23 protein-coding genes are annotated in these 25334 nt (G+C 42.6%); 21 read left to right on the top strand and 2 right to left on the bottom strand.

The features are described 5' to 3' along the window. The first annotated feature begins 64 nt into the window (after positions 1 to 64). The 21 genes from PHU20_RS18540 to PHU20_RS18440 all read left to right on the top strand — a co-directional run bounded on the left by PHU20_RS18540 (position 65) and on the right by PHU20_RS18440 (position 21732). Positions 65 to 517, top strand: coding sequence for a GyrI-like domain-containing protein (locus PHU20_RS18540; RefSeq protein WP_274826907.1), 453 nt, complete (start codon positions 65 to 67; stop codon positions 515 to 517). Positions 518 to 693: 176 nt separating this feature from the next. Further along, on the top strand, positions 694 to 1425 hold the full coding sequence (locus tag PHU20_RS18535) for a carbon-nitrogen hydrolase family protein (protein WP_274826906.1): 732 nt from the start codon (positions 694 to 696) through the stop codon (positions 1423 to 1425). A gap of 135 nt (positions 1426 to 1560) precedes the next feature. Continuing rightward, the gene (locus tag PHU20_RS18530) at positions 1561 to 2013 is read left to right on the top strand and encodes an SRPBCC family protein (protein WP_274826905.1); all 453 of its coding nucleotides are present in this window, start codon (positions 1561 to 1563) and stop codon (positions 2011 to 2013) included. A gap of 268 nt (positions 2014 to 2281) precedes the next feature. Next, positions 2282 to 2647, top strand: coding sequence for a cupin domain-containing protein (locus PHU20_RS18525; protein ID WP_274826904.1), 366 nt, complete (start codon positions 2282 to 2284; stop codon positions 2645 to 2647). Between the two features lie 153 nt (positions 2648 to 2800). Further along, positions 2801 to 3334, top strand: a complete 534-nt coding sequence (locus PHU20_RS18520) for a TlpA family protein disulfide reductase (RefSeq protein ID WP_274826903.1) — start codon at positions 2801 to 2803, stop codon at positions 3332 to 3334. 4 nt (positions 3335 to 3338) lie between these two features. Beyond that, positions 3339 to 4082: a thioredoxin family protein gene (locus PHU20_RS18515; protein WP_274826902.1), complete on the top strand. Its 744-nt coding sequence runs from the start codon at positions 3339 to 3341 to the stop codon at positions 4080 to 4082. Between the two features lie 74 nt (positions 4083 to 4156). Further along, the gene (locus tag PHU20_RS18510; RefSeq protein ID WP_274826901.1) at positions 4157 to 5173 is read left to right on the top strand and encodes a hypothetical protein; all 1017 of its coding nucleotides are present in this window, start codon (positions 4157 to 4159) and stop codon (positions 5171 to 5173) included. A gap of 399 nt (positions 5174 to 5572) precedes the next feature. After that, positions 5573 to 6493 (top strand): hypothetical protein, encoded by a 921-nt coding sequence (locus tag PHU20_RS18505; RefSeq protein WP_274826900.1) that lies wholly within the window; start codon positions 5573 to 5575, stop codon positions 6491 to 6493. A 246-nt stretch (positions 6494 to 6739) separates the two neighbouring features. Beyond that, positions 6740 to 7303 carry a VanZ family protein gene (locus PHU20_RS18500; RefSeq protein WP_274826899.1) on the top strand — a complete coding sequence of 188 codons (564 nt, stop codon included), beginning with the start codon at positions 6740 to 6742 and terminating at the stop codon, positions 7301 to 7303. Between the two features lie 313 nt (positions 7304 to 7616). Continuing rightward, on the top strand, positions 7617 to 9689 hold the full coding sequence (locus PHU20_RS18495; RefSeq protein WP_274826898.1) for a polysaccharide lyase family 8 super-sandwich domain-containing protein: 2073 nt from the start codon (positions 7617 to 7619) through the stop codon (positions 9687 to 9689). A gap of 197 nt (positions 9690 to 9886) precedes the next feature. Then, positions 9887 to 11791: a S9 family peptidase gene (locus PHU20_RS18490; RefSeq protein WP_274826897.1), complete on the top strand. Its 1905-nt coding sequence runs from the start codon at positions 9887 to 9889 to the stop codon at positions 11789 to 11791. A gap of 153 nt (positions 11792 to 11944) precedes the next feature. Continuing rightward, positions 11945 to 13009, top strand: coding sequence for a serine hydrolase domain-containing protein (locus PHU20_RS18485; RefSeq protein ID WP_274826896.1), 1065 nt, complete (start codon positions 11945 to 11947; stop codon positions 13007 to 13009). 325 nt (positions 13010 to 13334) lie between these two features. After that, the gene (locus tag PHU20_RS18480) at positions 13335 to 14462 is read left to right on the top strand and encodes a YHYH protein (RefSeq protein ID WP_274826895.1); all 1128 of its coding nucleotides are present in this window, start codon (positions 13335 to 13337) and stop codon (positions 14460 to 14462) included. Beyond that, a complete protein-coding gene (locus PHU20_RS18475; RefSeq protein WP_274826894.1) occupies positions 14449 to 15084 on the top strand; it encodes a hypothetical protein in 636 nt (211 codons plus the stop codon). Before PHU20_RS18480 ends, PHU20_RS18475 begins: the two co-directional genes overlap by 14 nt. Positions 15085 to 15541: 457 nt before the next feature. Then, positions 15542 to 16180 (top strand): hypothetical protein, encoded by a 639-nt coding sequence (locus PHU20_RS18470; protein WP_274826893.1) that lies wholly within the window; start codon positions 15542 to 15544, stop codon positions 16178 to 16180. A gap of 10 nt (positions 16181 to 16190) precedes the next feature. Next, positions 16191 to 16658 (top strand): DUF6428 family protein, encoded by a 468-nt coding sequence (locus tag PHU20_RS18465; RefSeq protein ID WP_274826892.1) that lies wholly within the window; start codon positions 16191 to 16193, stop codon positions 16656 to 16658. Between the two features lie 632 nt (positions 16659 to 17290). Beyond that, positions 17291 to 18511, top strand: coding sequence for a DUF3089 domain-containing protein (locus PHU20_RS18460; RefSeq protein ID WP_274826891.1), 1221 nt, complete (start codon positions 17291 to 17293; stop codon positions 18509 to 18511). 599 nt (positions 18512 to 19110) lie between these two features. Further along, positions 19111 to 19860, top strand: a complete 750-nt coding sequence (gene pflA, locus PHU20_RS18455) for a pyruvate formate-lyase-activating protein (protein WP_274826927.1) — start codon at positions 19111 to 19113, stop codon at positions 19858 to 19860. Between the two features lie 20 nt (positions 19861 to 19880). Beyond that, on the top strand, positions 19881 to 20765 hold the full coding sequence (locus tag PHU20_RS18450; protein WP_274826890.1) for a formate/nitrite transporter family protein: 885 nt from the start codon (positions 19881 to 19883) through the stop codon (positions 20763 to 20765). A gap of 142 nt (positions 20766 to 20907) precedes the next feature. Continuing rightward, the gene (locus PHU20_RS18445) at positions 20908 to 21381 is read left to right on the top strand and encodes a DUF1572 domain-containing protein (RefSeq protein ID WP_274826889.1); all 474 of its coding nucleotides are present in this window, start codon (positions 20908 to 20910) and stop codon (positions 21379 to 21381) included. Positions 21382 to 21582: 201 nt separating this feature from the next. Further along, positions 21583 to 21732, top strand: a complete 150-nt coding sequence (locus tag PHU20_RS18440; RefSeq protein ID WP_274826888.1) for a hypothetical protein — start codon at positions 21583 to 21585, stop codon at positions 21730 to 21732. Positions 21733 to 21879: 147 nt separating this feature from the next. On the opposite strand, the gene PHU20_RS18435 is transcribed toward PHU20_RS18440, so the two are convergent. Together PHU20_RS18435 and PHU20_RS18430 are read right to left on the bottom strand one after the other, a co-directional pair. Further along, a complete protein-coding gene (locus PHU20_RS18435; RefSeq protein WP_274826887.1) occupies positions 21880 to 22770 on the bottom strand; it encodes a transglutaminase family protein in 891 nt (296 codons plus the stop codon). A 1-nt stretch (position 22771) separates the two neighbouring features. After that, positions 22772 to 25333, bottom strand: a complete 2562-nt coding sequence (locus PHU20_RS18430; protein WP_274826886.1) for a circularly permuted type 2 ATP-grasp protein — start codon at positions 25331 to 25333, stop codon at positions 22772 to 22774. Between the last annotated feature and the right edge of the window lies 1 nt (position 25334).

Genomic DNA, 25334 nt, shown 5'->3' with positions numbered 1-25334 from the left:
AGTAAATTGGACTACGATTTTTTTGAGCAATATCATTCAATATCAAAACGTACCTAATCATAAAATGGAAAAAATAGCCCATTTCAACATCATCGGGATCAAAATTGAAACGACCAACGAAAATGGTAGGGCCGCCGTAGATCTGGGCAAGCTTTGGGAACAATTTTATACCGAAAATATCCCAAGTAAAATCCCGAATAAAATAAGTGATGATATTTATTCGATTTATACGGACTATGAATCGGACCATAAGGGAAAATACACTACGATAATCGGATTGAAAGTAAACGCTCTTGACCAAATCCCGAACGGAATGGTCGGTAGGGAATTTAAAGGTGGGAATTACCGAAAATTCGTGGCGAAAGGGAAAATGCCGAATGCGGTTTTGGAAACGTGGCAGGAAATTTGGAAAAAAGACAACGAATTGAAACGAACCTATACCGCAGACTTTGAGGTTTACGGACAAAAATCAAGGAACGGGGAAAACGCCGAAGTCGAAATCTATATTGCCATTTGATCATAAATGAACATAAAACAATTCAATACCACGAATTAGCCCGCTTGAGACAGTGTGAACAGATCAAAAAGGTGAACATCCTCCTTTTTGGAATTCCGAAACTCAAAAACCGGAAACGATAAGATATACAAGGCCTTAGGCCATCAAACAAATCGCTGAATGAAATGAAAATCTGCATGGCACAAACAGCAGCCATTAAAGGAAATATTCGAAAGAATATTCAAAATCACATGGATATTATCGAGCGTGCCTTGACATCGAATCCCGACCTTATCGTATTTCCCGAATTATCCATCACGGGCTATGAACCCGGTCTGGCCAAAGCACTGGCAACCGATGTGGAAAACGGCATTTTCGATCCATTTCAGGATATGGCCGATAAGAATGCTTTGACGATTGCAATAGGAATGCCAATCAATGGGAGTAACGGAATACATATCGGTATGCCGATCTTTCAGCCAAATAAAAAACGGAGGGGGTATGCCAAACAAATGCTCCATTCAGACGAACTACCTTTTTTCGTTCCGGGAAACACCCAAACTTATCTATACCTGAATGGAAAGAAAATCGCTGTTGGGATCTGTTACGAGACCTTACAACGGCAACACTTTATGAATGCGGCACAAGATGGTGCGGATATATACATCGCCAGTGTGGCAAAATCAAAAAGTGGAATCGTAAATGCCTATGCGCACTTTCCCCATATCGCAAGTGAATTCAACATCCCCGTCCTAATGGCGAATTGTATAGGGTTTTGCGATAACTTTATGAGTGTGGGCCAAAGTGCCGTGTGGGACAAAAACGGTAAATTGCTGGGTCGACTTGAAAATGAGAACCAAGGAATATTGGTTTATGATACTGATTTGGGTACCGTACAAACAAACAATATTACGGGTGTCGGCACCTAATCCATACCTTTTGGATATAAACGATAGTGCATATTCCCAAGGTAGGTTCGATACACAGACACCACAAGGCGGATTATAAGTAAACCTAAGGGCGTATTCGGTTTCAAAAAGGGAATTCACGATAAAAAATAAGCTATGAAAACACTGAAATATTCCATATCGATCAATAAACCACAAGAATTTGTATTTAAGAAAATCATGGATAAAAGGGGCTATGCCGACTGGGCCAAAGCATGGGGCGAAGGAATGACCTACGAGGGGGAATGGAAAAAAGGAGGGCATATGTCTTTCTTTGATCGTACCCAAGGTGGTACAAAGGTGGTTTTCGAGGCATTGGACCCCCATACATGCATTAGGGCCAAACATATTGCCATGGTAAATTCGGAGAATGTCGAAGTTGCGTCAAAGGATGAAATGATGCAAAAGTGGATCGGTTCTTTGGAAGAATACTTTTTCAAAAAAGTCAATGACACCGTAACAAAGCTCGAAATCGTGATGACCGTTGATGAAGCGTTCCAAAAAATGTTCGATGGCACATGGCCAAAGGCCTTGGAGTACTTTAAGAAAGTCTGTGAATCGGAATCCTAATCAGGATGTACACGAACTTCCTGTCAATTTCGGTGATGGGATCCCCGAATAGTATCTTAGGTGTTTTGGTCGGAATTTGAACCATCTTGGGGTCATTCACTAACCACACCTTCGAAAACAACTGCAAAAACGAGTACACCGTTAGGAACGGCACCTATGGAAAAAAGTACGGGGCGAACCGGACAAAATACCGAAATTTGGAAAAGACGATTCGTTCCAGGAGATGTAGGGAATAGACATAGTAAGTTTGAACCAAATGGAATGGTTCATGAACATGAATAATTACGCATATAATATGATCAACAAGGAAAATTCAAAAACGTACAAATGGGGCGATAATTGCGATAGTTGGGTGATGGTAGACCATCCGAATTTGTCCGTAAAAATGGAATCGATGCCAAGCGGAACGAAGGAAAAAATGCATTTCCATGCGATGGCACAACAATTCTTTTTCATCCTAAAAGGAAGGGCGACTTTTTATCTCGACGACAAAATTGAATCCGTAAGCAAAAATCAAGGGATTTTAATCGACCCTAAAACGGTTCACTATATCGCCAATGAATCGGGAAAGGAATTGGATTTCCTCGTCATCTCCCAACCATCGACCACTGATGACCGAACTACGGTAACCTAATGCTCCTAACCGGCCTCTGCCAATTGGTTCGCCCTATCCATGGCATTTATAACCGAATTGGCCCATAAGCATCCTGGAGGATGTTAAAAAACAAAGACCGATTAAACCTTTTAAATGAAATAACGTCCAATGTCCAGTGAATTCTCTATGCACATGACAAAACAGAAAGGTGTTTTAGTACTATTGTTCAGTCTACCCATATTTTTCATGGGTTGTAAAAACAAGGGTAATGAAGTACATTCGGATATAGACCGAAGTAGATCGGATACTGTTGACGTATATGACTTCAATGCTTTGGAACCTTTGTTATATACGGATGCTGAAAAAACCCACATTGTTAATTTTTGGGCCATGTGGTGTGCGCCCTGTGTGAAGGAATTACCGATAATCGAAGCCTATGCAAAAAACAACCCCGATACGGAAATTTTATTGGTAAGCCTTGATTTTCCCGCAGACATTGAATCAAAGTTGAAACCCTTTTTAAAGAAAAAAGGCATTACTTCCCATGTCGTACTCTTGGATGATCCCGACGCCAATAGTTGGATCGACAAGATCGACCCCAATTGGTCGGGAGCATTGCCCTTCACCATAATCCATAACGGCAAATCCCGTACCTTTCATGAAAGGACGTTTGAAAGCTTGGAAGATTTAGAAAATGAAATAAACCTTACCTTTAATAAAAAATAAAAGAATGAAAAAAATCAGCGTACTCATTATTGCATTTATATTCATAGCAGGAGTTTCTGTTTCTTGTAAGGACAGGAAAGAGGGAAAAGGAAAAGAATTGACTACAACGGACCAACATCACAAAGGCCCTGAACATCCTCCCAAACATGATGGCGATAGAAAAGGTCCGCCTCGTGGAGGTCACAGTCCGGAGCAAACAAAAACCCTTGATGAAATCGGAGGCTATAAGTTTGGGGATACCGCAACTGATTTTAAACTTAAAAATGTTGATGGCACCATGGTTTCATTGTCCGATTATAATGACGCCAAAGGTTATATCGTCGTCTTTACCTGTAACGAATGCCCGTTTGCAAAAATGTACGAAGATCGTTTAATAGCCTTACATAACACCTATTCCCCAAAGGGATATCCCGTAATCGCCATCAACCCCAATGTTGATGAAAACAATAAAAAGGAAAGCTTTGCTGCCATGCAAAAAAGAGCGGAAGAAAAAGACTTCCCTTTCGCCTATTTGGCCGATGAAGAACATGAAATATTCCCTCAATATGGGGCCGTAAGAACCCCACATGTGTTTTTACTTGATAGTGAACGCAAAGTGCAATACATCGGTACCATAGATGACAATGCAAGATCTGCAGGGGATGTTAAAGTGAACTATGTGGAAAAAGCCATCGAAGCATTGGAAAATGGTTCAAAACCAGACCCAAATTTCACAAAAGCCATCGGTTGTCCGGTAAAAGCCATCTAAACCTGCTTTCACGGCATTGAATGAATGCCCCATTTTTGAACGATGTTAGCTATTGACCATTAATCCAATGACGGATGAAGAACAGATTTCCTTTGCTCATTTTGCTATTGGTGCTTATCGGTTGTTCGGACAAAAAATCCCAAAAGCCAACAAACGAAATCGCAAAAACGTCCGAATTCGCCGATTATAAGGGAACGGCAAGCGTTACCCAAGGATTGGCCAATACCGTGGCGGAAGACATTTATACCTGCGAGTGGGGCAGGAAAACCGATGTCGGGGAGATTACTTCATCAGATGGTAATAAATGGACGGTTCCTGCGGAAACCAACTATTCCAATAACGATTTTCCATTTGCCCCCGATCTGTACAATTCATGTGAAGGAAAAAACCATGCAACGCCCGAAGAAGCCCTGTCCAATCTTGATGCGTCGAACATCGTGAAAGTTGATGCACATGGAGCGGTGTATACCGCTTATATTTTTGCCGATAATTATTTTGAAATGTATGTCAACGGGGTAGCGGTCGGTAAGGATAAAGTACCGTTTACCCAATTCAATTCCAGTATCATACAATTTAAAGTCCGTAGACCATTTACCATAGCCATGAAGTTGGTAGATTGGGAAGAACACCTGGGCGTTGGCTGTGAAGCGAACCGGGGAAAAGCTTTTCATGCCGGGGATGGCGGTATGGTAGCCGTCATTAAAGACGAACAGGATAATATTGTTGCCATCACCGATGAAAACTGGAAAGCCCAGACTTTTTACACCGCCCCTATCACGGATTTAAATTGTGCCTACGAAGAAGGTGCTTACCGCTATTCCAAAAACTGCCCTACACAAGGAGGTCAAGACGGAACTTCATTTTATGCCTTGCACTGGGAAATTCCCATGGATTGGATGCAATCCGATTTTGATGATTCAAAATGGCCCAATGCGTCTACCTATACCAACAGCACCATTGGGGTAGACAATAAGCCGGCGTATACCAATTTTACTTCCATTTTTGATGAGGCATCCAATGATGCAAAATTTATTTGGGCCACCAACATCATACTTGATAATGAAGTGTTGGTACGTTATACCGTGAAGTAATATGCACTGAAAAAGATTTTCTTTTTCCAATGGCCATATTCGAATGGATAAATTATGGACCAATGGTCCGTTAAGGTTTTTGGCTTATTGGATGTAGGTATTCCTAAAGTACGACAAGGCATCCTTGTAAACCCTTGTCCAGTCCCGACTATTCCCCTTTACCTTCCGGTTTACCTGCCTTTCCTATGATTTTTTCATTACTCCCCTCCGCTTTGATTGCCCCACGAATCGCTTGATTTGGATACTTTGGTTTCTACTGATGTAAGATGCACTACCTCAATAATCTAGAAGTTATTTAGTGAACTTTACCTACACTTTGTATATTTAAATACATATTAGCACCACCCACCGGACCTAACGATGTATGGCGCCGCGTAACTAAAAAAATCGTACCATACTATGGAAAAACAAACATTAACCATTCTGATCGCTGTTTTTATAGGTTGCTTTACCCCCCGATTAATGGCCCAGGAATCTTGGATCGATGATTCCATCCATAAGGGATTGATCACATTGAACACCGAATATGACTTTAAAGCATTGGTTTCAAATGATACCATTAAAAACACCTCCAAGACCCTTAAAAACATCAATAATGCAAAGAAATACTTTGACACTATCTTTCAAACCGATTTGGACTTTGCGGTATTGTTCATAGAAAACCACAAATGGAACACCTACGCCTATTTTCCGCCACCAGGTATGCCCCAAGCGGGAAATGGCAATGTCATTTTAGGATTGGATAAATCGGTTGTTTCAAAGGAAGTTGAAAAAATGATCACCCAATTGCCAGATGAATACCTGAATGCATTAAAGCCTGTTTATGGGAAGAATATTGATTTGGACCTTTTTTATAGAGAGACCTTATCCATTCATGAACTTGCGCATCTTTATCATTTCAAAAAAGGGACCGAACCCCAAAGAAAGTGGCTACAGGAATTATTTGCGACCATGGCTATGTATGCGTTTAGCAAATACAATTGCGATGCATGCTACGAAATGATGGATACCTACCCGGAATTTACCTTACGATCCGGGGATGGCAGGGCTGAATTTAAAACACTCAATGATTTTGAGGAAAAATATGTTCAGAAGTTAAGCCCGCAAAACTACGAATGGTTTCAAATGCAATTCTACAAAAACGCCAAATCGATCATCGAGTCCAATGGGGATGCCATCTTGGCAAAGCTCCGAAACTTTTTGATCCAGACCGATTTGAGCACCACCGATAAACTTTCAGACGCTGAACTGATAATCCGTTTGGAAAAGGAAGTCGGGAAAGAAGTTGCCGACGTTTTGGCGAATTGGCAGTATAAATGATCATATGCCATGGAAATGGATCAATGACCTCATTTTAAACAAGACCTTTGGGGTTCGCCCATTTCGTTCCACCGATTCCCAGGAGACCGGTGGAAGGATACCACAGGGTATGACCAAAAATCAGTACCTTCTTGCTTTCTTTATATAACCCATCCGCCGACGGGGAGACCTGTTGGGCCAAGAAACAATGACCATGGAGTAATTCGGCATAAAAGGCGTTGGGTTACGAATCAACAAATGAAAAGTATGCCTAAGCTATTCACTTCTTTACGGGAAAAACGTCTTTGGATGGGGGCTTTGGCTGTATTCGCAGCCATTTATTCAACGCTTTTTATTGGAAAACCATTGGCAAATCTACTACAGGACCAGGATGTACAGGCCATATTTTTTGTGGCGGGAATGCTGTTAACCACTGCAGCGATTATCGCACACGGACTCCTAGCGAAACCCAGCGGTATGGAGGTATCCATACTTTTAGGGATTATCGCGGTCTATATGATGCTGATTTTCAGGATGGGGGCACCTGAACGCAGTCACTTAATTGAATATAGTGTGTTGGCCATTTTCATCCACAAGGCATTGGTCGAAAGGGCGCGTAAAAAAAAGCTGATTTTGAAGCCCGCTTTTTGTGCGCTGGCCATGACGATCTTTATCGGTGTACTTGATGAATGCCTTCAAATCGTAATGCCCAATCGGGTGTTCGACCTACAAGACATCCTTTTCAATATGATCGCCGCAACCATGGCCATCCTATCGGGTTTACTTTTGAATTGGGCACGCAAGCGTTTCGACAGATCCAAAAAAAATTGAATACCTGTAAAATTCATTCAAGAAAACAACTTTGACCATAGCAGTAAAACCACAATAGGGCAAAGGGTCATTGATCGAATTTCCGTGTGCCCCCCCCCAACTACCCCATGGTTTTTGAATCACACAAAACCTTATACAAACTATAAGGGATTAAGCTTTGAAATGGACCATTTCTTGTTTAATTTAGGCTTTCCTTCAACTTTGCATGGGGCGATAAAAACAGTACCGTAAATGTCGCTATCGTGGAAAAACAGGTAACCCAAGGAAATAGAAAGAACCAAACAAAGCGCATAAACAAAAACCACTTTCCGCAATGAAAATCCATTCCCTCTTTTTGATCATCGCAATGATCTTTTTGAATCACCTGATTTATGCGAACGATCTGGATAAACTCAAACAAAATTTAAAGGAATTTTATTTGCTTGAAGAAGTCAGCGATATAGAAGTACAACAGCTACTTGATCGTATGGATCGGGATTTCTCCTTTTCCGATATTGATTACACCATGCACCGTAAAAGCAATTGGCAACCCCGGGAACATCTTAAACGACTGATCGTCCTTGCCACTGCCTTTGAAAATGAGGACAGTACGTTTTACCGGAGTGATGCATTGGCCAAATCGATCGTAGGCGGATTGAACTATTGGAGTTACAACGATTTTTATAGCGACAACTGGTGGCACCAGGAAATAGGGGTCCCCCAAAGTATTGGGCCTACCCTTGTCCTATGCGAGGCCATCATTCCCGATTCGACCATGACCAAGTCCTTGGCCGTAATGGACAAATCCAAAATATATATGACCGGCCAAAACAAAATATGGCTGAGCGGCAATGTTTTTATGCGTGAATTGGTTCGTGGCAACCAACAGTTGATGACCGCTGCCGCGGATACCATCAAGTCCGTCGTGATTCCCTCAAAACCGTATGAAGAAGGCATTCAGCCCGATTATTCGTTCCATCAACACGGCCCACAACCGCAGTTCGGTAATTATGGATTGCATTTTGCCGAAGATATCATTAAGTGGATGTTCATTTTCAACAAAACGGACATTGCCTTTTCCCCGGAAAAAATCGATTTGATGCGTAAACTCATGTTCGAAGGACAGCAAAAAGTCGTGTACAGGGGCAAATACGAAATTTTGGCCACAGGACGGCAAATATTCCCAGAGTACGTAAACGGTGTTCCCTATCGCGGACCAGCATCCAAATACAAGCTTTATAAAAATTTAGAGCGGATATTCAACCTATTTGACACCCAAGAAAATCCGAGCAGTGCTCCCAATGGGTACGTTCATTTTCGAAATTCCGATTACAGCCTGTATCGAACGGATGGTTTTTTCTCTGCCGTGCGTATGTCCTCCCAACGGGTAATCGGGGCCGAAGCCGGTAATGGTGAAAACCAAATGGGATACCATTTGGGCGATGGTACAAACTTGATCTACCGCCGCGGGGATGAATACCATGAAATTTATCCCGTTTGGAACTGGAGGAAATTGCCCGGTACCACAACCGTACAGGATACATCCAAACTCCCTGTTTTATCTTGGGACGGATACAAAAACGGCTCCCATTTCGCTGGGGGCCTAAAAAGTAAACAATCAGGGATGACCGCCTTTAAATATCGAAGGGATAGCCTACAGGCAAATAAATCCTACTTTTTTATCGATAACAAAGTCTATGCCTTAGGGTCTGCCATACAAACCGATCGGAAATTCAATGTCGTAACGACGATCAATCAGTGCTATAAGCAGGGTGATGTACTTATTGCGAAGAACAAAGGCAATATCACTTCGGTATGGCACGATAGTATTGCGTACGTGAGTCTGGGCAAACAACGCTTGAACGTTAAACAAGGCATGCAAAGCGGCAATTGGCAAAGGGTGCTGACTTGGCATACCGATAGCCTGATCACCAAAGCCGTATTCGATTTGGAAGTGGATCATGGCATACAGCCCAATAATGGAACCTATGCCTATGTAAGTATCATCGGTGTCCCAAAAAAGGAAGTGGGAAAAGCCACGAAAAAACAACTGGGTAAGCTTATGACCCTTCGAAAAGAGATCCACGCCCTAAGCTTCGACCAAGGTAGAATAATCGCCATCACTGCTTTTGGCCCCAGTGAGATCACGATTGGCAAAAAGCAGAAATTGGTCATAAAATTCCCTTGTTTATTGCATTTGGAAAAGCTTGACAATGGATGGCAGATAGAAGCCGTTGACCCCACCCAACAACTTGAAAAGCTTTCCTTTGAAATAACCGGCAAGTACCGGTCACAAGGCGGATCCGATGCCAAAATTAAAGGGGAGGTCACATTTTTTGACATCCCACTGCCAACAAACATCGAGGACAAAGGAAAGAAACAGACCACGGTATTGATTGCCGACTGATCCTTTTTCCCAAAACCCTTCAGTATTGTTGTTGGCGTTACCATTGGTTATTAGTAACTTAGGACACACAAATTAAAAAACCCCGGTATGTAAGTACTTTTAATTCAGTTCGTGATCATGATAAATGTCCCGGGAAATCTGGCATTCGGCCATTTGGGAAACTTTTAAATGAAACATAACCTAAAACACTTATACTCATGAAAACCGGAATTTCAGCACTCATCATGGTAGCGCTTCTATTTTCCTGCAAGGAAAAACCCGAAACGGCCCAAAGGGAAATAAAATCCTATACCATAGAACAATTTATGGACAATGAAGCCATTGGAGGTGGGAGTTTTTCTCCGGACAATGGCAACCTATTGGTTTCAAGCAATCGTTCCGGAATTTACAATGCCTATACCATTCCTGCCCAAGGAGGGGATATGATGCCGATCACACAATCCGACAGCACCTCTTTTTTCGCGGAGTCATACTTTCCAAAAGACGACAGAATGGTATTGCGTGCGGATGGGAACGGGGATGAAATCGACCATTTATATGTACGGGAATTGGATGGGACCATAACGGATATTACCCCGGAAGAAGGGGCTAAATCCGATTTTTACGGATGGTCAAAAGATGATAAACATCTGTATTATGGTTCGAACAAAAGGGACCCCCGTTTTTTCGATGTTTATAAACTGTCCGTCGATGAGTATACCACCCAAATGATCTACCAGAACAATGATGGCCTTGATTTTAGTGGCATGTCTGATGACGAGAACCATTTCGCTTTATCCAAAACCATAAACACCAATGATACCGACTTGTTCCTTTACAATGTAAAAACGAAGGAAATGACCAAAATCAATGAAAACCAAAGTGCCAATGCTGCCCAGGATTTTTCAGTGGACAATACCACGTTTTACTATACGACCGATGACGGGGCCGAATTCTCCTATTTAATGGCCTACGACCTAGCGTCCAAAGAAAAGAAAACAGTCCTTGAAAAACCATGGGATATTATGGGCTGTGGATTCACTTCCGAAGGAAAATACATGTATATCTATGTGAATGAAGACGGAAAAAATGCAATAGACATCCTGGATGCAAAAACCATGCAACCTATACCCCTACCCGATTTTGGTGGCAAAAGCATTACCAGTGTCGGATTCAGTGATGATGAAACTTGGATGAGAATGTATGTGGGCGGTTCCAATGTACCCTCGGACCTATACACCTATAATCTAGAGACCCAGGAACAGCACAAGTTGACCGATGTATTGAACGAAGCCATTGACGTAGAAGATCTGGTTACCGCCGAAGTCATTCGATTCAAATCGTTTGACGGTACAGAAATTCCCGCTATTTACTATTTGCCCCACCAAGCGACCACAGAAAATAAAGTACCTGCGATGGTATGGGTGCATGGTGGCCCAGGCGGTCAATCACGTCAAAACTTCAATCCGTTGATACAGTATTTGGTCAATCATGGTTACGCCGTACTTGCCGTTAATAACCGGGGCAGTAGTGGTTATGGCAAGACCTTTTTTAAAATGGATGATAAAAACCATGGCGAAAAGGATTTGCAGGACTGCGTGGAAGGAAAAAACTGGCTGGCACAACAGCCTGAAATCGATGGTGGTAATATAGGCATCCTCGGGGGATCGTATGGCGGTTATATGACCATGGCCGCATTGACCTATACCCCGGAAGAGTTTGATGTGGGTGTAAACCTCTTCGGGGTCACCAATTGGTTGCGTACCCTAAAGAGTATTCCACCGTATTGGGAATCGTTCCGGGAGGCGTTGTATTTGGAATTGGGTGACCCATATTCCGCAGATTCCGTCCGTCTAAAACGAATTTCCCCTCTATTCCATACCGACAAGGTAACCAAACCCTTGATCGTTTTACAAGGTTCCGAAGACCCAAGGGTTTTACAGGTAGAATCCGATGAAATCGTAGCAGGGGTCAAAAAAAACAATGTTCCGGTAGAATATGTGCTGTTCGAGGATGAAGGACATGGATTTGTCAAAAAGGAAAATCAGATAGAAGCCTATAGTAGGATATTGAAATTTTTGGATACCCACCTTAAAGCTCCGAACGCCAATAGCGTACCCTGATCCCGAAAACCGATATCAAAGGAATTTGGTTAAACACAAAGAAAAAACCACACCGTTTCCATAGCTGATCGTACGTGTATATGAGGCTATTACAATACCGTATGCAATTAAACGTTAATACTTTTTTCGGGTCTAACCATAAAAAGGTATACTATGAAAAACTGTTTTTTCGTATCGGTGATCGTATCGTCATTACTACTCGGATGTTCCGGGGATGATGGAAAAACCATTGCGGTTCCTGAAAGTACCTTCCATACCGATCAACTTGCCGATGCCGCCAATTACTCCAAAGAAAAAGGCGGAAGTGCGGTATTGATCATGGAAAACGGCAATATAATTTTCGAAGATTACCACAATGGCGCTGACCAACATACGGCACCCCATATTTATAGTGCGACCAAACTTTTCTGGTCATCGGTTGCTGCTTTGGCAAAACAACAGGGCCTTATTGCGGACTACGGGGAATATGTTTCGAATACCCTGACCGAATGGCAGGACACAGCCCTACATCCCGGTAAAAACCAAATCAGGATAAAACATCTGTTAACGCTTTCATCCGGACTTTCGCAGGATTTTTTAACCTTGTCCGAAGAAGAAAACACCTATCAATATGTTGTGGATGAATTGGACATGGTAAGCACCCCAAACGAACAGTTTTCTTATGGTCCCAGCAATTATTATGTATTCGGTGTCCTATTGGAAAGAAAATTGAACCAAAAGGGTATCTCAAAAAATCCATTGGAATACCTCGAAACGGAAATTTTCGATAAAATAGGGTTGGACTATGAAGGTTGGAGCCATGACGCATCGGGTAACCCCAATTTACCGAATGGTTGCTATATAACACCTAGGAACTGGGTGAAGTTCGGACAATTCATGCTCGATAAAGGAAACTGGAACGGGGATCAAATCATTGAATCGGCCCTAGTGGAAGAAATGTCGATCCCTACCGGACCAAACCCCGGACATGGTAAGTTTTGCTGGTTGAACAACGTGGAGGGGTATGGCTTCAACACCCATGACACTGCCCCAGAAGGTGAATTGGGCGGTTTTATTTATTATAATGGATATACCGACATTATCGGAGGCTTAGGTGCGGGCAAAAATAGGATGTATTTGATTCCGTCACTGAATGCCGTTATTATCAGACAGACCCTGCTTGAGGAAGACACCTTTGAGGACAGTGAATTCTTGGACTTTCTATTGACCACTAATTAAGAAATCCTTTTTGTGCACTACCACAGGTGATATTCACAACTTCATTATGTTCACTGTAAGGTATCCGCCCCATAGGGAAACCCAAGGGGTACACTTCCCAAAAAACCGTGACGGGACTATCATGATAAGAAGCATTGCCATTTATTCAAATCCGTAGGATATAAACATTGCTAAAAAGGATAAAAACCATCGATTCGTTGACATTATACCTTTGATGGTCTATGTTTGTTTAAATATTGGCACATAAGATTTAGTTTGCCGTCCAATCCCAATACAAAATAGTAAATGCCGCACCTTTTATTTTTCGTAAAATCAATAACAGCAAATGGAATGGAACATGGAGTTTAGAAAATTATCATTAGTGATCATTACGGCAGCAACCGTAATAGCTTCCTGTAAAAACGGTAAAAAAGCAACCCATAATAATACCGATATGGCGACGCTGGATGTCTCCGCAGCGAACTTTACCGATGGCGTTACCCTTACCAAAGTCCCATGTACCCTTTCGGATGGTACCGAAACGGAGTGTTATAAAATCGTTACCAATAGCACCCCATCCGACCATCAAATGGGACCATGGTGCCCAGAGCATATTACCGACGATGCTGAAGCCGGGGGTATTTGGCTAAAAAATGGGGAAGTTTATGATGTGGATGGTGCTTTTATTGAAAACCTGTCCGAATTCTATGGGGACAGTACTTGGCAAATGTATGATGACGAAGGAAATATATTCATTACCAAAACTGAGGAAGATTGTAATAATGCCGCCAATCCGAATGTCGGGGAGGAATACCAAAACTTTTGTGTAGAATGTATACCGTCCTATATTACCGAAGTTACCCAAAGCTATTTAATACCCATAACCCCGGTGTTGCAAGATGAACTTACCCTATTTTCAAGAGGCCATGGGGGCGGTGGTCCTGGAGGTCCCGGTGGAGCGGATCGTCCCGATCGCCCTGAGCGTCCCGACAACGGTGACCGTCCTGAGCGTCCCGATGGGGAAAGAGGTCCCCGACCTGATGGGGAAAGGGGTCCTGGAGGTCCGGGAGGACCTGGAAACGACCAAAATACAGCTCCATCCACAAGGGGTATCGCATTGAACGGAGTGGAATTTTCCGCTCCTGCACCGGTCAACAATATTTTAAGTGCGTATACCATCGCCCCTTTTGATGACGCCGGAGGACATATTAATGTACACCAAGGATACCATTACCATACCGCAACGGGAGTAAGTCATTCCATTGACCAAAATGACGATCATAGTGCCTTGATCGGATACGCTTTGGATGGCATCGGTATCTACGGACAATTGGACAAAAATGGCAATGCACCCACCGATCTTGATGAAGCCAGAGGGCATTATGATGCCATAAGGGGTTACCATTATCATGTGGATGCGGCTGGAAACAATAATTTTATCAACGGGTTAAAAGGGGCTTATGCAGTGGATTAATACATTAAAAAAATGGCTGATCCCATGTCTTTTCCTTATCGCATCCCATGCGATTGTTTTTGCACATTCCCCCACAAATTCAAGTTCGCTTTTGGTAGAGGGACAAAACGGGATGTGGATGCTACAGATACGGGCAGCCCTATCTGCCTTTGAAGAGGAAGTACACGCCCGATATTCCCAAGATAGCTATTCCACCCCGGAAGGTTTCAAAGAACTGATGGGGCGTATTCTGGCATCGGATGTGGTCTTGTCCTTTGACGGCTTACCCCCTATTACCTTAAAAGATCCGCAAATAAAACTCAGACATGAAACCTTAGTGGTCTATCAGTTTAAAGGTCCCGACAAGCTAGATGCGGTTACCTTCAAAAATGCGGTGTTCAAGAGTATTTACCGCAGTAAAAATATCCTGTTCGTCCTAAAAAACGGACTCGATAAAAATCGATTTTCCCTTACTAAGGACACTGATTTCATGCTTAACCTAAAGGTTACGGGGAGCGAATTAATACCCATAACCCAGGCAGATGGACTTAAAGACAATTCGGTATGGTTGCTCCCATCGGTTGCCGTTCTCTTAATGCTCGTTTTGGCCGTGGTCTGGGTAAAAAAACGACAAGTCCGTTAAAACCCGATTTCCTTATCCATGATGTACTGCTTTCCGAGTGACCTTCGACCCCCTTACCCATACCATGGGTTTCAAGAAAAGAAAAATAAACCGGCGATTTCTGGTTCTTACTAGGTGATGCCAAAAAGAACGGTACACAAGACAAAAGAATTCCATAGACGGTTTGCATTCGGTACGCCATACCTAGGGCATCGATCCATAATTCCTTCAAAAATGTTCAAATATTTTTGCATGCTCCATATTTAATCGTAATATTGCAATGATACAATGTAGTTGAATGGGGATTGGATTTTAAGGAAATACATCCCTTAAAAATGGGTTTCAAGTCCCTGATAGTTAAGCTTCCCGTACCTGTAGACCATACATTTACAGTCATACGGTTATAGCTAAAAAAATTTGAACAATTAATCGTTTTATTGCAATATCTAAATATAATAGCCAATCAAAATCAACAGTCATGAAAACAAAAATGTCCATTCCTACCCTAATCATCTTGCTTTGTCTTCTTCAGACGGTCAATGCGCAAAAATTAAAGGATAAAATTCAAAATTCGGTAGTCGCTATCGGAAATACATTTACCGAGATTCCCGTTGAACGACTAAAGGCCCTTGATCAAATCGCATTTACAATGATCAAAAAACTCCATGGGCAAAATACCGGACAGGTAATCTTTATTGATAACAAAAACAGGGAAATCAGTCAATTAGCCATGATTTGGCTACAGACCGGCTTATTTTACTATGGGCATGGGGATTTGTTCGATATACAATCGGCAGGGCTAACACCGGAAAATAAAACAATACCCAGCTTGCAAGCACTGAATGAATATGGCTTTAATGTGAAAGACGTGTCAAAAAACAATCAGGTATCGTATCGAATAAAATATGGTTCGGGCAGTTGGACGGTTACCCCGAAATCGGTGAATCAATTAAAAAACAACGGAAACAATACCCTTAAGATCTATTTGGAGCGGGCAAATGACGACAAAGCATCAAAAAATAAGATAGCTTTACCCTATTCAGATCCCACCGCTATTGCAAAAGAAATGCTATATATGGCCACACGAATGGATAACTTATTAAAAAAAGAACTATAAATACATAACTATGAGACTTTCAGAAATAAAAACACTCCTGGGAACTTTGGATACCCTTGCCTTTCAATTACCGAACGGAACATTGGTTCCAAGACATTTTCACGTTACCGAAGTGGGAAAAGTCACCAAAAACTTTATCGATTGCGGTGGTACGGTACGTAAGGAAGAAGTGGTGAATTTTCAACTTTGGCAGGCCGATGACTACGACCATAGATTGCATCCCGAAAAACTGGTGCATATCATAGACCTTTCAGAAAAAGTTTTAGGTATCGAAGATCTTGAAATCGAAGTGGAGTATCAAGGGGATACTATTGGGAAATTCGGTTTGGATTTTGATGGCACCCACTTTCTATTGACCACCAAACAGACCGATTGTTTGGCCAAAGACCAATGTGGCATTCCTGCCGAAAAACCAAAACGGAAACTATCCGAATTACAGGCGACGAATTCCTGTGCGCCCGGTAGCGGTTGTTGTTGATGCCACCAAAGGGGTAATTTCCTATTTTTCCATGATATTTACACCAACTCTATGTATTGGAAATCCATTTAGGAGATTGCCCATGTAGACGATGGGGCGATTGATGGCGTGGGCCATTCAACCAGGATAACCCATGTTCCAATCTGGGGGATAGAGGGAATTGGAAAAACGCAAAACCCCCTCTTTTCCCAGCGATCTTGATTTTGATTACGGCTGTAAAAGTGGTGCCCAAGGTTCTGCGCACAAAACCAATAGTGAAAAAGTCAAGGGTACAGTCCCCATTTTCTTGGTGAATGGATCGATCATTGATAAAAACACCGCCTTGTAAAGGAGCCTTCCTACCGAACCATCGTACTTCCTTTTCCAATCAGGGTCTTACCCCTTAATTTTGAGCTACCATTAATTTAGGGCCGATATGCCAACCCAAGGACAATAGGCAGCTGTAGGAGCACTGTCATTTTGTACCTAAACACAAATACACCGATTACACTAAGGGAACGTCCATTGGTTTTTTTACAACAAATTAACTATCAAACCGTTATAGGTACATCAATTATATCAACTTATGCAATGCATTGTTTATAGATCTCTTTTAAAAATACATCAAGAGGGATGCTTTAACCAAGATAAACATGAAAGCTAAAAATATCCTATTGCCTTTTATTCTCTTTACCTTCATTAGCTGTTCAAAAGACAAGGATTATCAGGGTGCCCCGGAGGAAACCATGGAAGTCCCTACTTCTACGGTAGATTACAGCGCGTTGGGTAATTGGGCTTTTCATCCCCAAAAAACGACCCTACTATCCAATTATGCCTTGGACATTGCCGTTATCGATGAAAACCTCGAGGTAGACCATGTGGTTCCCATAACCAACAACTCGGGAACGGATACGGGTACCGATGTATTTTTTGTACACCCAACCCTTCTCACTACCACACAGAATAGCAGTAGTATCGGAACGATTCCCATTGAGGAACAGGATGCCGTACAAGTATCGCTAACGATTTTGGCGCAAGGCGGATTATTGGCTAAATATGGTAGGATGTTCGCACCCCGTTATAGGCAGTCTACAGGGATTACGTATGGCAACAGTACAGAAAAGAAAATACAGGCCGAGGTGATCGCAGAATCATACAGCGATATCAAAGCCGCTTTTTTACACTACCTTGAAAACTACAACAACGGGAATAAAATACTGTTGGCAGGGCATTCCCAAGGATCGTTCCTACTCGCCCTATTGTTAAGGGATGTTTTTGACAATGACGAAGTATTACGGAATAAATTGGTAACGGCCGCTTTAGGGGGAATAGGCTATGTTTATGCCGAAGAAGGACAATATGAAGGAGGCTGGTGGCAAAATATACCCTTATGTACCACTGCCGATGAGTGCGGCTGCATTCAAAATTGGAGAAGCTTTGACGAAACACAATCCATACCCGAAATTAACTACGGTTTACCGGAATTCAATCCGTATCTGATTGCCCAAGCCTTCGTTTATAGGGAATTCGATGCCGATCAAGATTGGTTTGTACAGGACGATGCCTATTACAATGAACAATCACAGCCTTTACAAAATTACATAACGCCCAATGCGGGCTATAATTTAGGGAACGGCAATAACTTCATCGCCTTTAATGACCTTTATAAGATTAGGCAACGCAGGGACGATGTACACCAGGTTGCCTTAACGGTTCAATATGACCCCCTGCCCAATGACCAAAGACCCAATGATCTGGAAGAAGCGGCAGACCATATCAACTATCCCTTTTGGGGGTATCATACCAAAGATTACCATATTTACCTTTGGGCTTTAATGCAACAGATCGATGCCAAAATCGACAACTGTCCATAATCCTAGATCATTTTTAACTGCGCAACGCTGATAACCAATTATTTATCTTCACGCTATACCTATGTGTTGAAATAGGGCATTATGTGTCGCCTCATCCTTTATGATGCTTATACGATGCAAGTCAAAACCGGCTATCAGTGCATTTCTTTGATGTTCTACAACAAAAACAAAGTCGTTGGTTATAAAACCAACTTCGGTATGATTTTCACCTACGATTTATCATTTAGGCAATAAAATCGTAGAATATTTGGATTTCTTTAACAAAAGAAGCGCTTAAAGCCATAGCCTTTTCAGAAAATCAAAAAAATACATGCATTTCACATAGGGCCATACCCTAGGGCAACATCCTTAACCCTTTATATTCAGCACACTCCACCAACAACTAACGCGATAATTGACTATATTTGCAGCTTTATTTTTTTACATATGGATTCTTATAAACCGAAAGCCCTGTGCGATTGGTAAAAGAACGACAATCGGGGGTAATTATAAGTGAGTTCCACGAATCGATGTAAGACCATATGTAATTGAATAGTAATGAAAGCTCCACAAATTGTTTGAAGGCAATTTTTGGAAGCTTGATCTAAAAAAAGCTAAATATCAAAACACCAGATAACAAATTAAGCGTTCACTCCATTGAATCTTTTGGGACCCATGATGGACCGGGAATCCGCATGGTCATATTCTTGCAAGGCTGCAAGCTAAAGTGTTTGTATTGCCATAATCCGGATACCATTCAAATGACCGGTGGCACGGAATATGATGTAGAGGAACTGGTAGCGCGGGCTTTGGATATGAGGTCTTATTTTGGTAAAAAAGGTGGTGTAACCGTATCGGGTGGGGAACCCCTATTGCAATCCAAACAGCTGATCCCATTATTCAAAAGATTAAAGGAAGAAGGGATCCATACCAATATAGATACCAACGGCCGTATCCTTAATCATTTTACCAAGGAATTATTGGACGACCATGCCGACTTGGTAATGCTCGATATTAAGCATATGACCGAAGAAGGTTATGAATATCTAACGGGAATGCGGAACAAGGAAACCACCTTCACCTTTGCCAAATACCGTGAGGAATCAGGCAAACCTATGTGGCTGCGTTATGTTTTGATACCGGGCATAACCAACAAACCGGAATTATTGCATGCCTTAGGGGAACATTTCAAGGATTACCGCACCATTGAAAAAATCGAGATCCAACCCTATCACAAGTTGGGAATACACAAATGGGAATCTTTGGGCTGGGAGTATCAGTTAAAAGATGCTAGGGAAAATACCCCCGAAGAGATAGAAGAAGCCACAAAAATCCTAGCCAACTATTTTAAAGAAGTAAAAATCAATTAGAATTTTTTTGAACAACAGCCATGAACACTCCAAAAGAGGTAATAGACATCGTAAGTAATCTAGCGATCAACAAAAGTAAATATCCTAAAAGAAAAACGTTGATATTAGCCTTTTTGGCCGGCGCATATGTTGCTTTTGGCGGCTTGTTGGCCATTATCGTAGGAGGTGGATCACCGGGTATAGCAGCGGAAAACCCTGGTATGGCAAAGTTCCTTTTCGGGGCGACTTTCCCCTTGGGCCTTATTCTCGTGGTCATCGCAGGGGCAGAGCTTTTTACGGGGAACAATGCTTATTTCTTTCCAAATATCCTTGCGAAAAAACAACCGGTAAGCGATATGCTCAAAAATTGGGGATTGGTATATGTCGGTAATTTTGTCGGTTCCATTTTTGTGGCTTATGCCATAACCCATTTGACCCATATCGTAAGTGAAGCCCCTTTTATCAATACGGTCCATAATGTGGCTTTAGGTAAAACAAGTCATACCTTTTTGACGACCTTTTTAAAAGGAATCGGAGCCAACTGGTTGGTTTGTTTAGCCGTATGGCAAGGTATGGCAGCCAAAAGCACTACAGGCAAGGTCCTTGGGGTTTGGTTCCCTGTAATGGCATTTGTCACCATGGGTTTTGAGCACAGTATTGCCAATATGTATTTTATTCCTTTGGCCATCTTTGAAGGGGCCGACATTACCTGGGCTACTTTTATCATCAACAACCTCATCCCAGCAACACTTGGCAACATTGTCGGGGGCGGCATCTTTGTCGGAATACTTTATGGCTATGTGTTTCCTTTAAAAAGTGGGAAAGATAAAAAAGAGGACCAACTCCGCTATTACAACGGAAACAATCGGAACTCCTTTTCCAAAAAACATAAAGTGGAAGTCGAATCGGAACCAACCAATCTCTAAACCTATCGGCAGTAGGCTCCCCATTTGGGCATCGTGAAATACGCCTTGGCACACCCTTGGAGCGTACTTCTACTCGGTCAAGGCCAATGAACGGTCAATGAAAATCCTTAACTTTAGGCATGATGATCAATACCGAAAGCCTATGGAAACCACAAACCAACTCGCCCTTCGCCTTGAAGAAATCATCCTGAACGGCACTTGGGTCGCGAATACCAATTATAAAGACCAGTTGGAAAATTTGGACTTGAAAACAGCTACCACCCAAATAGGGTCTTTGCATACCATCGCTGATTTGGCCCAACACATCCACTATTACCTAAAAGGGGTCTTAAAGGTATTCCAAGGTGGACCACTTGAAATAAGGGACAAGTTCAGTTTTGACTTCCCCCCTATGGGTTCACAGGATGAATGGGAAAGTTTCCTCTCCGATTTTTGGCAGCAAACGGAACAACTCGTTACCTCGATAGGCCAACTGCCCGAAGAAAAGTTGTCGGATGTCTTTGTGGATCATAAATACGGCACGTACGAAAGAAACATCAATGGGATGATAGAACACGGTTATTATCATCTTGGACAGATCGTACTGATCAAAAAACTGATATCCCAAGGGATGTGAATTGTACCACTGCCCTAAGAAAATCCGAATTACGTACCTTTGCAAACACCTATTCCCCATTACCCGCCTATGCGTTAACTTGAGGATGGGAATAGCAATAAGAAGGGTGTATAACCCGATACCAAAAACATCAATTACAAGAAATCAATTACCTCTTTTGAGAACAGGATTATGGTAAAGAATAAGATAAATTATGGGAAAGTGAACACAGCTTTCGGTATTATAGCGGTATTAGGGGGAATTGTGCTGATGTTTATGGGGCAATTCATTATGGGAATTTCAGGTGCTGTTGTTGGGGCAGTGGTCGCCATAAGCAATCTTACGACAAAGACGGAAACAAAGGACGAATGAATTAGAGTACCATATGGCACCTCTTCGTGGTCACAAAAATACCCTACTTTAGTAATGGCACGTTGTTTATGGGATCTTAGTGCCAGACAACCCTTTTACGCCATGAAAGGTATGGCCCTTGGACAAACCTTGAATCCGCCCCAACGATTACCCCACTGCCGAAATATCAACGGCCACCTTAAGCTTACTTTTGCCACTACCATAGACCACCCCTTTTAAAGGAGGTACGTCATAATAGTCCCTTCCCCAACCTACCACTATATGCTGATCGGCGGGGATAAGATTGTTGGTAGGGTCAAAATCGACCCACCCGAACCCTGGAATGAAAATGGCAAACCAAGCATGGGAGGCATCTGCCCCGACCAATTTTTCCTTGCCTTCGGGAGGCACGGTTTCAATATAACCGCTGATATACCGTGCAGGCAACCCCACCGAACGGATGCAGGCAATGGCTATTTGTGCAAAATCCTGGCAAACCCCTTTCCTCTCTTTCATGACCTCGGCAACAGGGGTAGCTATACTGGTAAAACCAGGCACAAATTTAAAATCGGTATAAATACGTTGCATCAGCTCAAAAGCGGCATCGAAAACCGAACGGTTCCTTTTGAAGGAAACCTCGGCATATTCACGTATACCCGCATCGGAACGTCTGATAAAAATCGATTCCAAAATGTATTGTTTGGCATCCAACACCGAGGCATCGGCACTTTGTAAGGCCATAAGTGCCCCCTCCATGGTAACTCCCCTGCAAGCTTGTGAGGAAAAAGATTCCCGATACGGCATATAATCGCGCACTATTTTACTCTGGGTGGTCACTTCCAAGATCTTATGCTCGGTCTGTATGGAAAACCGGGTAATATAATTCCCGAAAAAATCAATCCGCTCCGAAATTTCCGCAGGATCGGGCGAAATCAAGATTTTATAATCCAACAGCGATTGCCCCTCAGATTCCCTTGGCCTTAAAGTGGCCATATTATGGCAATAATTTACAGGGGCATTATATTCATATTTCGTAATATGCGTAACGTTGAAAACCATATTAAATAGGAAATGATTGCATAACCAATTGATTTTGGTTATCGGTATGGTTAAAATAGGTGCTGGTAATCGATTTTGAGGTTTCGTACAAAAGCCCCGAGAGTTCCTTCAACAAGCGATCGAGATCGGCCCGAAAGAAATCGGACCCCGATTTTGTTTTGATCAATTGGGAGGATTCTGCCAATCGTAATTTCGAGAAGGCCTCAAAAATATATTTTTGATAGTTGCACAATGAATGATCTTCCTGGGAATGGGGTAAACGGGCTATATCCTTCTGGATCCTGTTCAACATAAAGGTCAAAGATCGGGGATATTCCAGGTCTAACACCACAAGATCCAAAACATTCTCCAATTGTATATAGGACCGATAGCTGTACCTATAAATATTAAGACTTTCGTGACTGGTCAAAAGGTACTCCAAAAGGTCATATTCTACCTGTTCCTCATATTCTATGGTAAGTAGGGAGCGACATTTGGAGATGGTGAGCATACTTTGTTCCAATTGCAACCCTATAAAATAGAGCAGCAGTCCCTGCTGTACCAAGATACTTTCCTCTATCAATCCCATAAAGGCGATTAAACGGGTAATGAGTTGGTTGAGGACTTTTAAAATCTTATTTACCGAACGATCGTTACTATCTTCGAAACTTTGCCATGTTTTTTGAATATTATCGAAAACCCGCCACATATCCGATGACCAAAGGTTTCTTATGGCATAATAGGAATTACTGAACATGGCTATGGTATGCGCCAAACTTCCGGGCCGATCCTTGTCCAATATTACCGAAAGTAATTCTTCCATGGGATTTTCCATGGCCAATTTGCCTTCTTTGGTTTTCTCAGCAAAACCCGGGTATGTACCCGTTAAATGGGTCACTGCCTTGAACAGGACCTCGAGCTTCACCGAATCGGGAGTCTCGTTCCTATTCTGTACCAAAGCTATTTGCCGCATTACCATCCGTAAAAATCGCGCGTTGACCAAGGTACGCCCTACATACCGACCTGCCCAATACAGGTTTTCAGCGGTAAGACTAGGTAAATCCTTTAAACCCGATATGGCAACCGGACTCCTTTTTTGCCAATGTCTAAGCTGATCTGCCTTGATGGGACGATCTTCCAAAACCCAAAAATCCTTACTCGTGCCCCCCCTTTGATTGGAGACCCTTACGGTTTTCCGATCTGGTGCTACCCGGACCAATCCGCCGGGCATTACACTATACCCCCCAGCGGAGGCAATACAGAAGGCTCGGGTTACCAAGTTCCTGGACTCAATAGTCCCTTGGACCAAATTCGGAGCGGTGGAAAAGCTTATTTTTTCCTGTGCGACATAACTATACGGACTTTGTTCTATGTCATTTTTAAGGTCGTTCAATTCCCGCTGGGTCAAAAATTCCCCGAAGCGTATACTTTCCCTATTGGTACGGTCTATTTTCTTGATTACCAATTGTGGTAAATTGTCCAATACATATTTTTTTTCCTGTTCTTGCCCACACCACCAAGAGGCTATTTGTGGCAAGATCAACTCCTCATTGAAAAAATATCGGGCTATGGCAGGCATAAAAGGGATCAACCCCGGGTTTTCGATAACCCCACTCCCCACGGGATTGATTATCGAAACATTCTTTCTTCGTACCACATCCAACAGGCCGGCCACCCCCAAGTGGGAATCTTCACGAAGTTCCAAGGGATCCGTATACGCATCATCGACCCTTCTGAGGACGACATCAATACGTTTGAGTCCTTGCAAGGATTTCATCCAAAGGAAACCATCCCTAACCACAAGATCATTGCCCTGCACTAAAGGATACCCTAAAAAGGAAGAGAGGTAAGCATGCTCAAAATAGGTCTCATTGCGGGAACCTGGGGTTAAAATAACGATATTCGGGTTCTCCTTTTTCACTGGGGAAGCATCGACCAGCATTTGGTTCAATTCCCTAAAGAACCCCGATATGCGCTTCACGTTCATTTTAGCATACATCTCCGGTAAGATCCTACTGGTCGTTGACCTGTTTTCGAGGGCATAACCCATTCCTGAAGGGGCCTCCGCCCTATCATTCACTATCCATAACCGTCCGTCTGTACCCCGTGCCAATTCGGCGGCATACATCGAAAGGAATTTATCGGTCGGATATTCGATCCCCGCACATTGCCTCAAAAATCCACGGTGACCATAAATCACTTCGTAGGGAACAATACCGTTTTTGATGAGGTTACCCTCCCCATAGATATCCTTTAGGACCAAATTCAACAATTCGGCCCGTTGTTTTAAACCGACCTCGATGGTCTGCCATTCGCGCTGATGCAATAAAAATGGAACTACGTTAAGGTTCCACGGGCGATGCATCCCATTGGGATCGTTATACACATTGTAGGTGACCCCATTTTCGGATAACAGCCAATCGATATCTTTTTGGCGCGCCATCAAACCGTTGACACCCAACTTATCAAATTCCGTGAGTAACTTATTCCAATACGGTTTCACCCCGTTATTTGGGGTGAACATTTCGTCATTCTTATATTCAGTGATATAATTACTTAACCAGTTGGTACTTGTTATCGGCATA

Origin of the sequence: Maribacter polysaccharolyticus, from assembly GCF_028882255.1 — a bacterium.
Classification (GTDB): domain Bacteria; phylum Bacteroidota; class Bacteroidia; order Flavobacteriales; family Flavobacteriaceae; genus Maribacter_A; species Maribacter_A polysaccharolyticus.
Note: the sequence above shows the minus strand (reverse complement) of the source record. Positions and strands in the feature narration are given on the sequence as shown.

Excerpts from the sequence above, each read along its gene's own strand:
- PHU20_RS18540 (WP_274826907.1), top strand. The coding sequence starts at position 65 with ATGGAAAAAATAGCCCATTTCAACATCATCGGGATCAAAATTGAAACG.
- PHU20_RS18535 (WP_274826906.1), top strand. The coding sequence starts at position 694 with ATGGCACAAACAGCAGCCATTAAAGGAAATATTCGAAAGAATATTCAA.
- PHU20_RS18530 (WP_274826905.1), top strand. The coding sequence starts at position 1,561 with ATGAAAACACTGAAATATTCCATATCGATCAATAAACCACAAGAATTT.
- PHU20_RS18525 (WP_274826904.1), top strand. The coding sequence starts at position 2,282 with ATGAACATGAATAATTACGCATATAATATGATCAACAAGGAAAATTCA.
- PHU20_RS18520 (WP_274826903.1), top strand. The coding sequence starts at position 2,801 with ATGACAAAACAGAAAGGTGTTTTAGTACTATTGTTCAGTCTACCCATA.
- PHU20_RS18515 (WP_274826902.1), top strand. The coding sequence starts at position 3,339 with ATGAAAAAAATCAGCGTACTCATTATTGCATTTATATTCATAGCAGGA.
- PHU20_RS18510 (WP_274826901.1), top strand. The coding sequence starts at position 4,157 with ATGAAGAACAGATTTCCTTTGCTCATTTTGCTATTGGTGCTTATCGGT.
- PHU20_RS18505 (WP_274826900.1), top strand. The coding sequence starts at position 5,573 with ATGGAAAAACAAACATTAACCATTCTGATCGCTGTTTTTATAGGTTGC.
- PHU20_RS18500 (WP_274826899.1), top strand. The coding sequence starts at position 6,740 with ATGCCTAAGCTATTCACTTCTTTACGGGAAAAACGTCTTTGGATGGGG.
- PHU20_RS18495 (WP_274826898.1), top strand. The coding sequence starts at position 7,617 with ATGAAAATCCATTCCCTCTTTTTGATCATCGCAATGATCTTTTTGAAT.
- PHU20_RS18490 (WP_274826897.1), top strand. The coding sequence starts at position 9,887 with ATGAAAACCGGAATTTCAGCACTCATCATGGTAGCGCTTCTATTTTCC.
- PHU20_RS18485 (WP_274826896.1), top strand. The coding sequence starts at position 11,945 with ATGAAAAACTGTTTTTTCGTATCGGTGATCGTATCGTCATTACTACTC.
- PHU20_RS18480 (WP_274826895.1), top strand. The coding sequence starts at position 13,335 with ATGGAATGGAACATGGAGTTTAGAAAATTATCATTAGTGATCATTACG.
- PHU20_RS18475 (WP_274826894.1), top strand. The coding sequence starts at position 14,449 with ATGCAGTGGATTAATACATTAAAAAAATGGCTGATCCCATGTCTTTTC.
- PHU20_RS18470 (WP_274826893.1), top strand. The coding sequence starts at position 15,542 with ATGAAAACAAAAATGTCCATTCCTACCCTAATCATCTTGCTTTGTCTT.
- PHU20_RS18465 (WP_274826892.1), top strand. The coding sequence starts at position 16,191 with ATGAGACTTTCAGAAATAAAAACACTCCTGGGAACTTTGGATACCCTT.
- PHU20_RS18460 (WP_274826891.1), top strand. The coding sequence starts at position 17,291 with ATGAAAGCTAAAAATATCCTATTGCCTTTTATTCTCTTTACCTTCATT.
- PHU20_RS18450 (WP_274826890.1), top strand. The coding sequence starts at position 19,881 with ATGAACACTCCAAAAGAGGTAATAGACATCGTAAGTAATCTAGCGATC.
- PHU20_RS18445 (WP_274826889.1), top strand. The coding sequence starts at position 20,908 with ATGGAAACCACAAACCAACTCGCCCTTCGCCTTGAAGAAATCATCCTG.
- PHU20_RS18435 (WP_274826887.1), bottom strand. The coding sequence starts at position 22,770 with ATGGTTTTCAACGTTACGCATATTACGAAATATGAATATAATGCCCCT.
- PHU20_RS18430 (WP_274826886.1), bottom strand. The coding sequence starts at position 25,333 with ATGCCGATAACAAGTACCAACTGGTTAAGTAATTATATCACTGAATAT.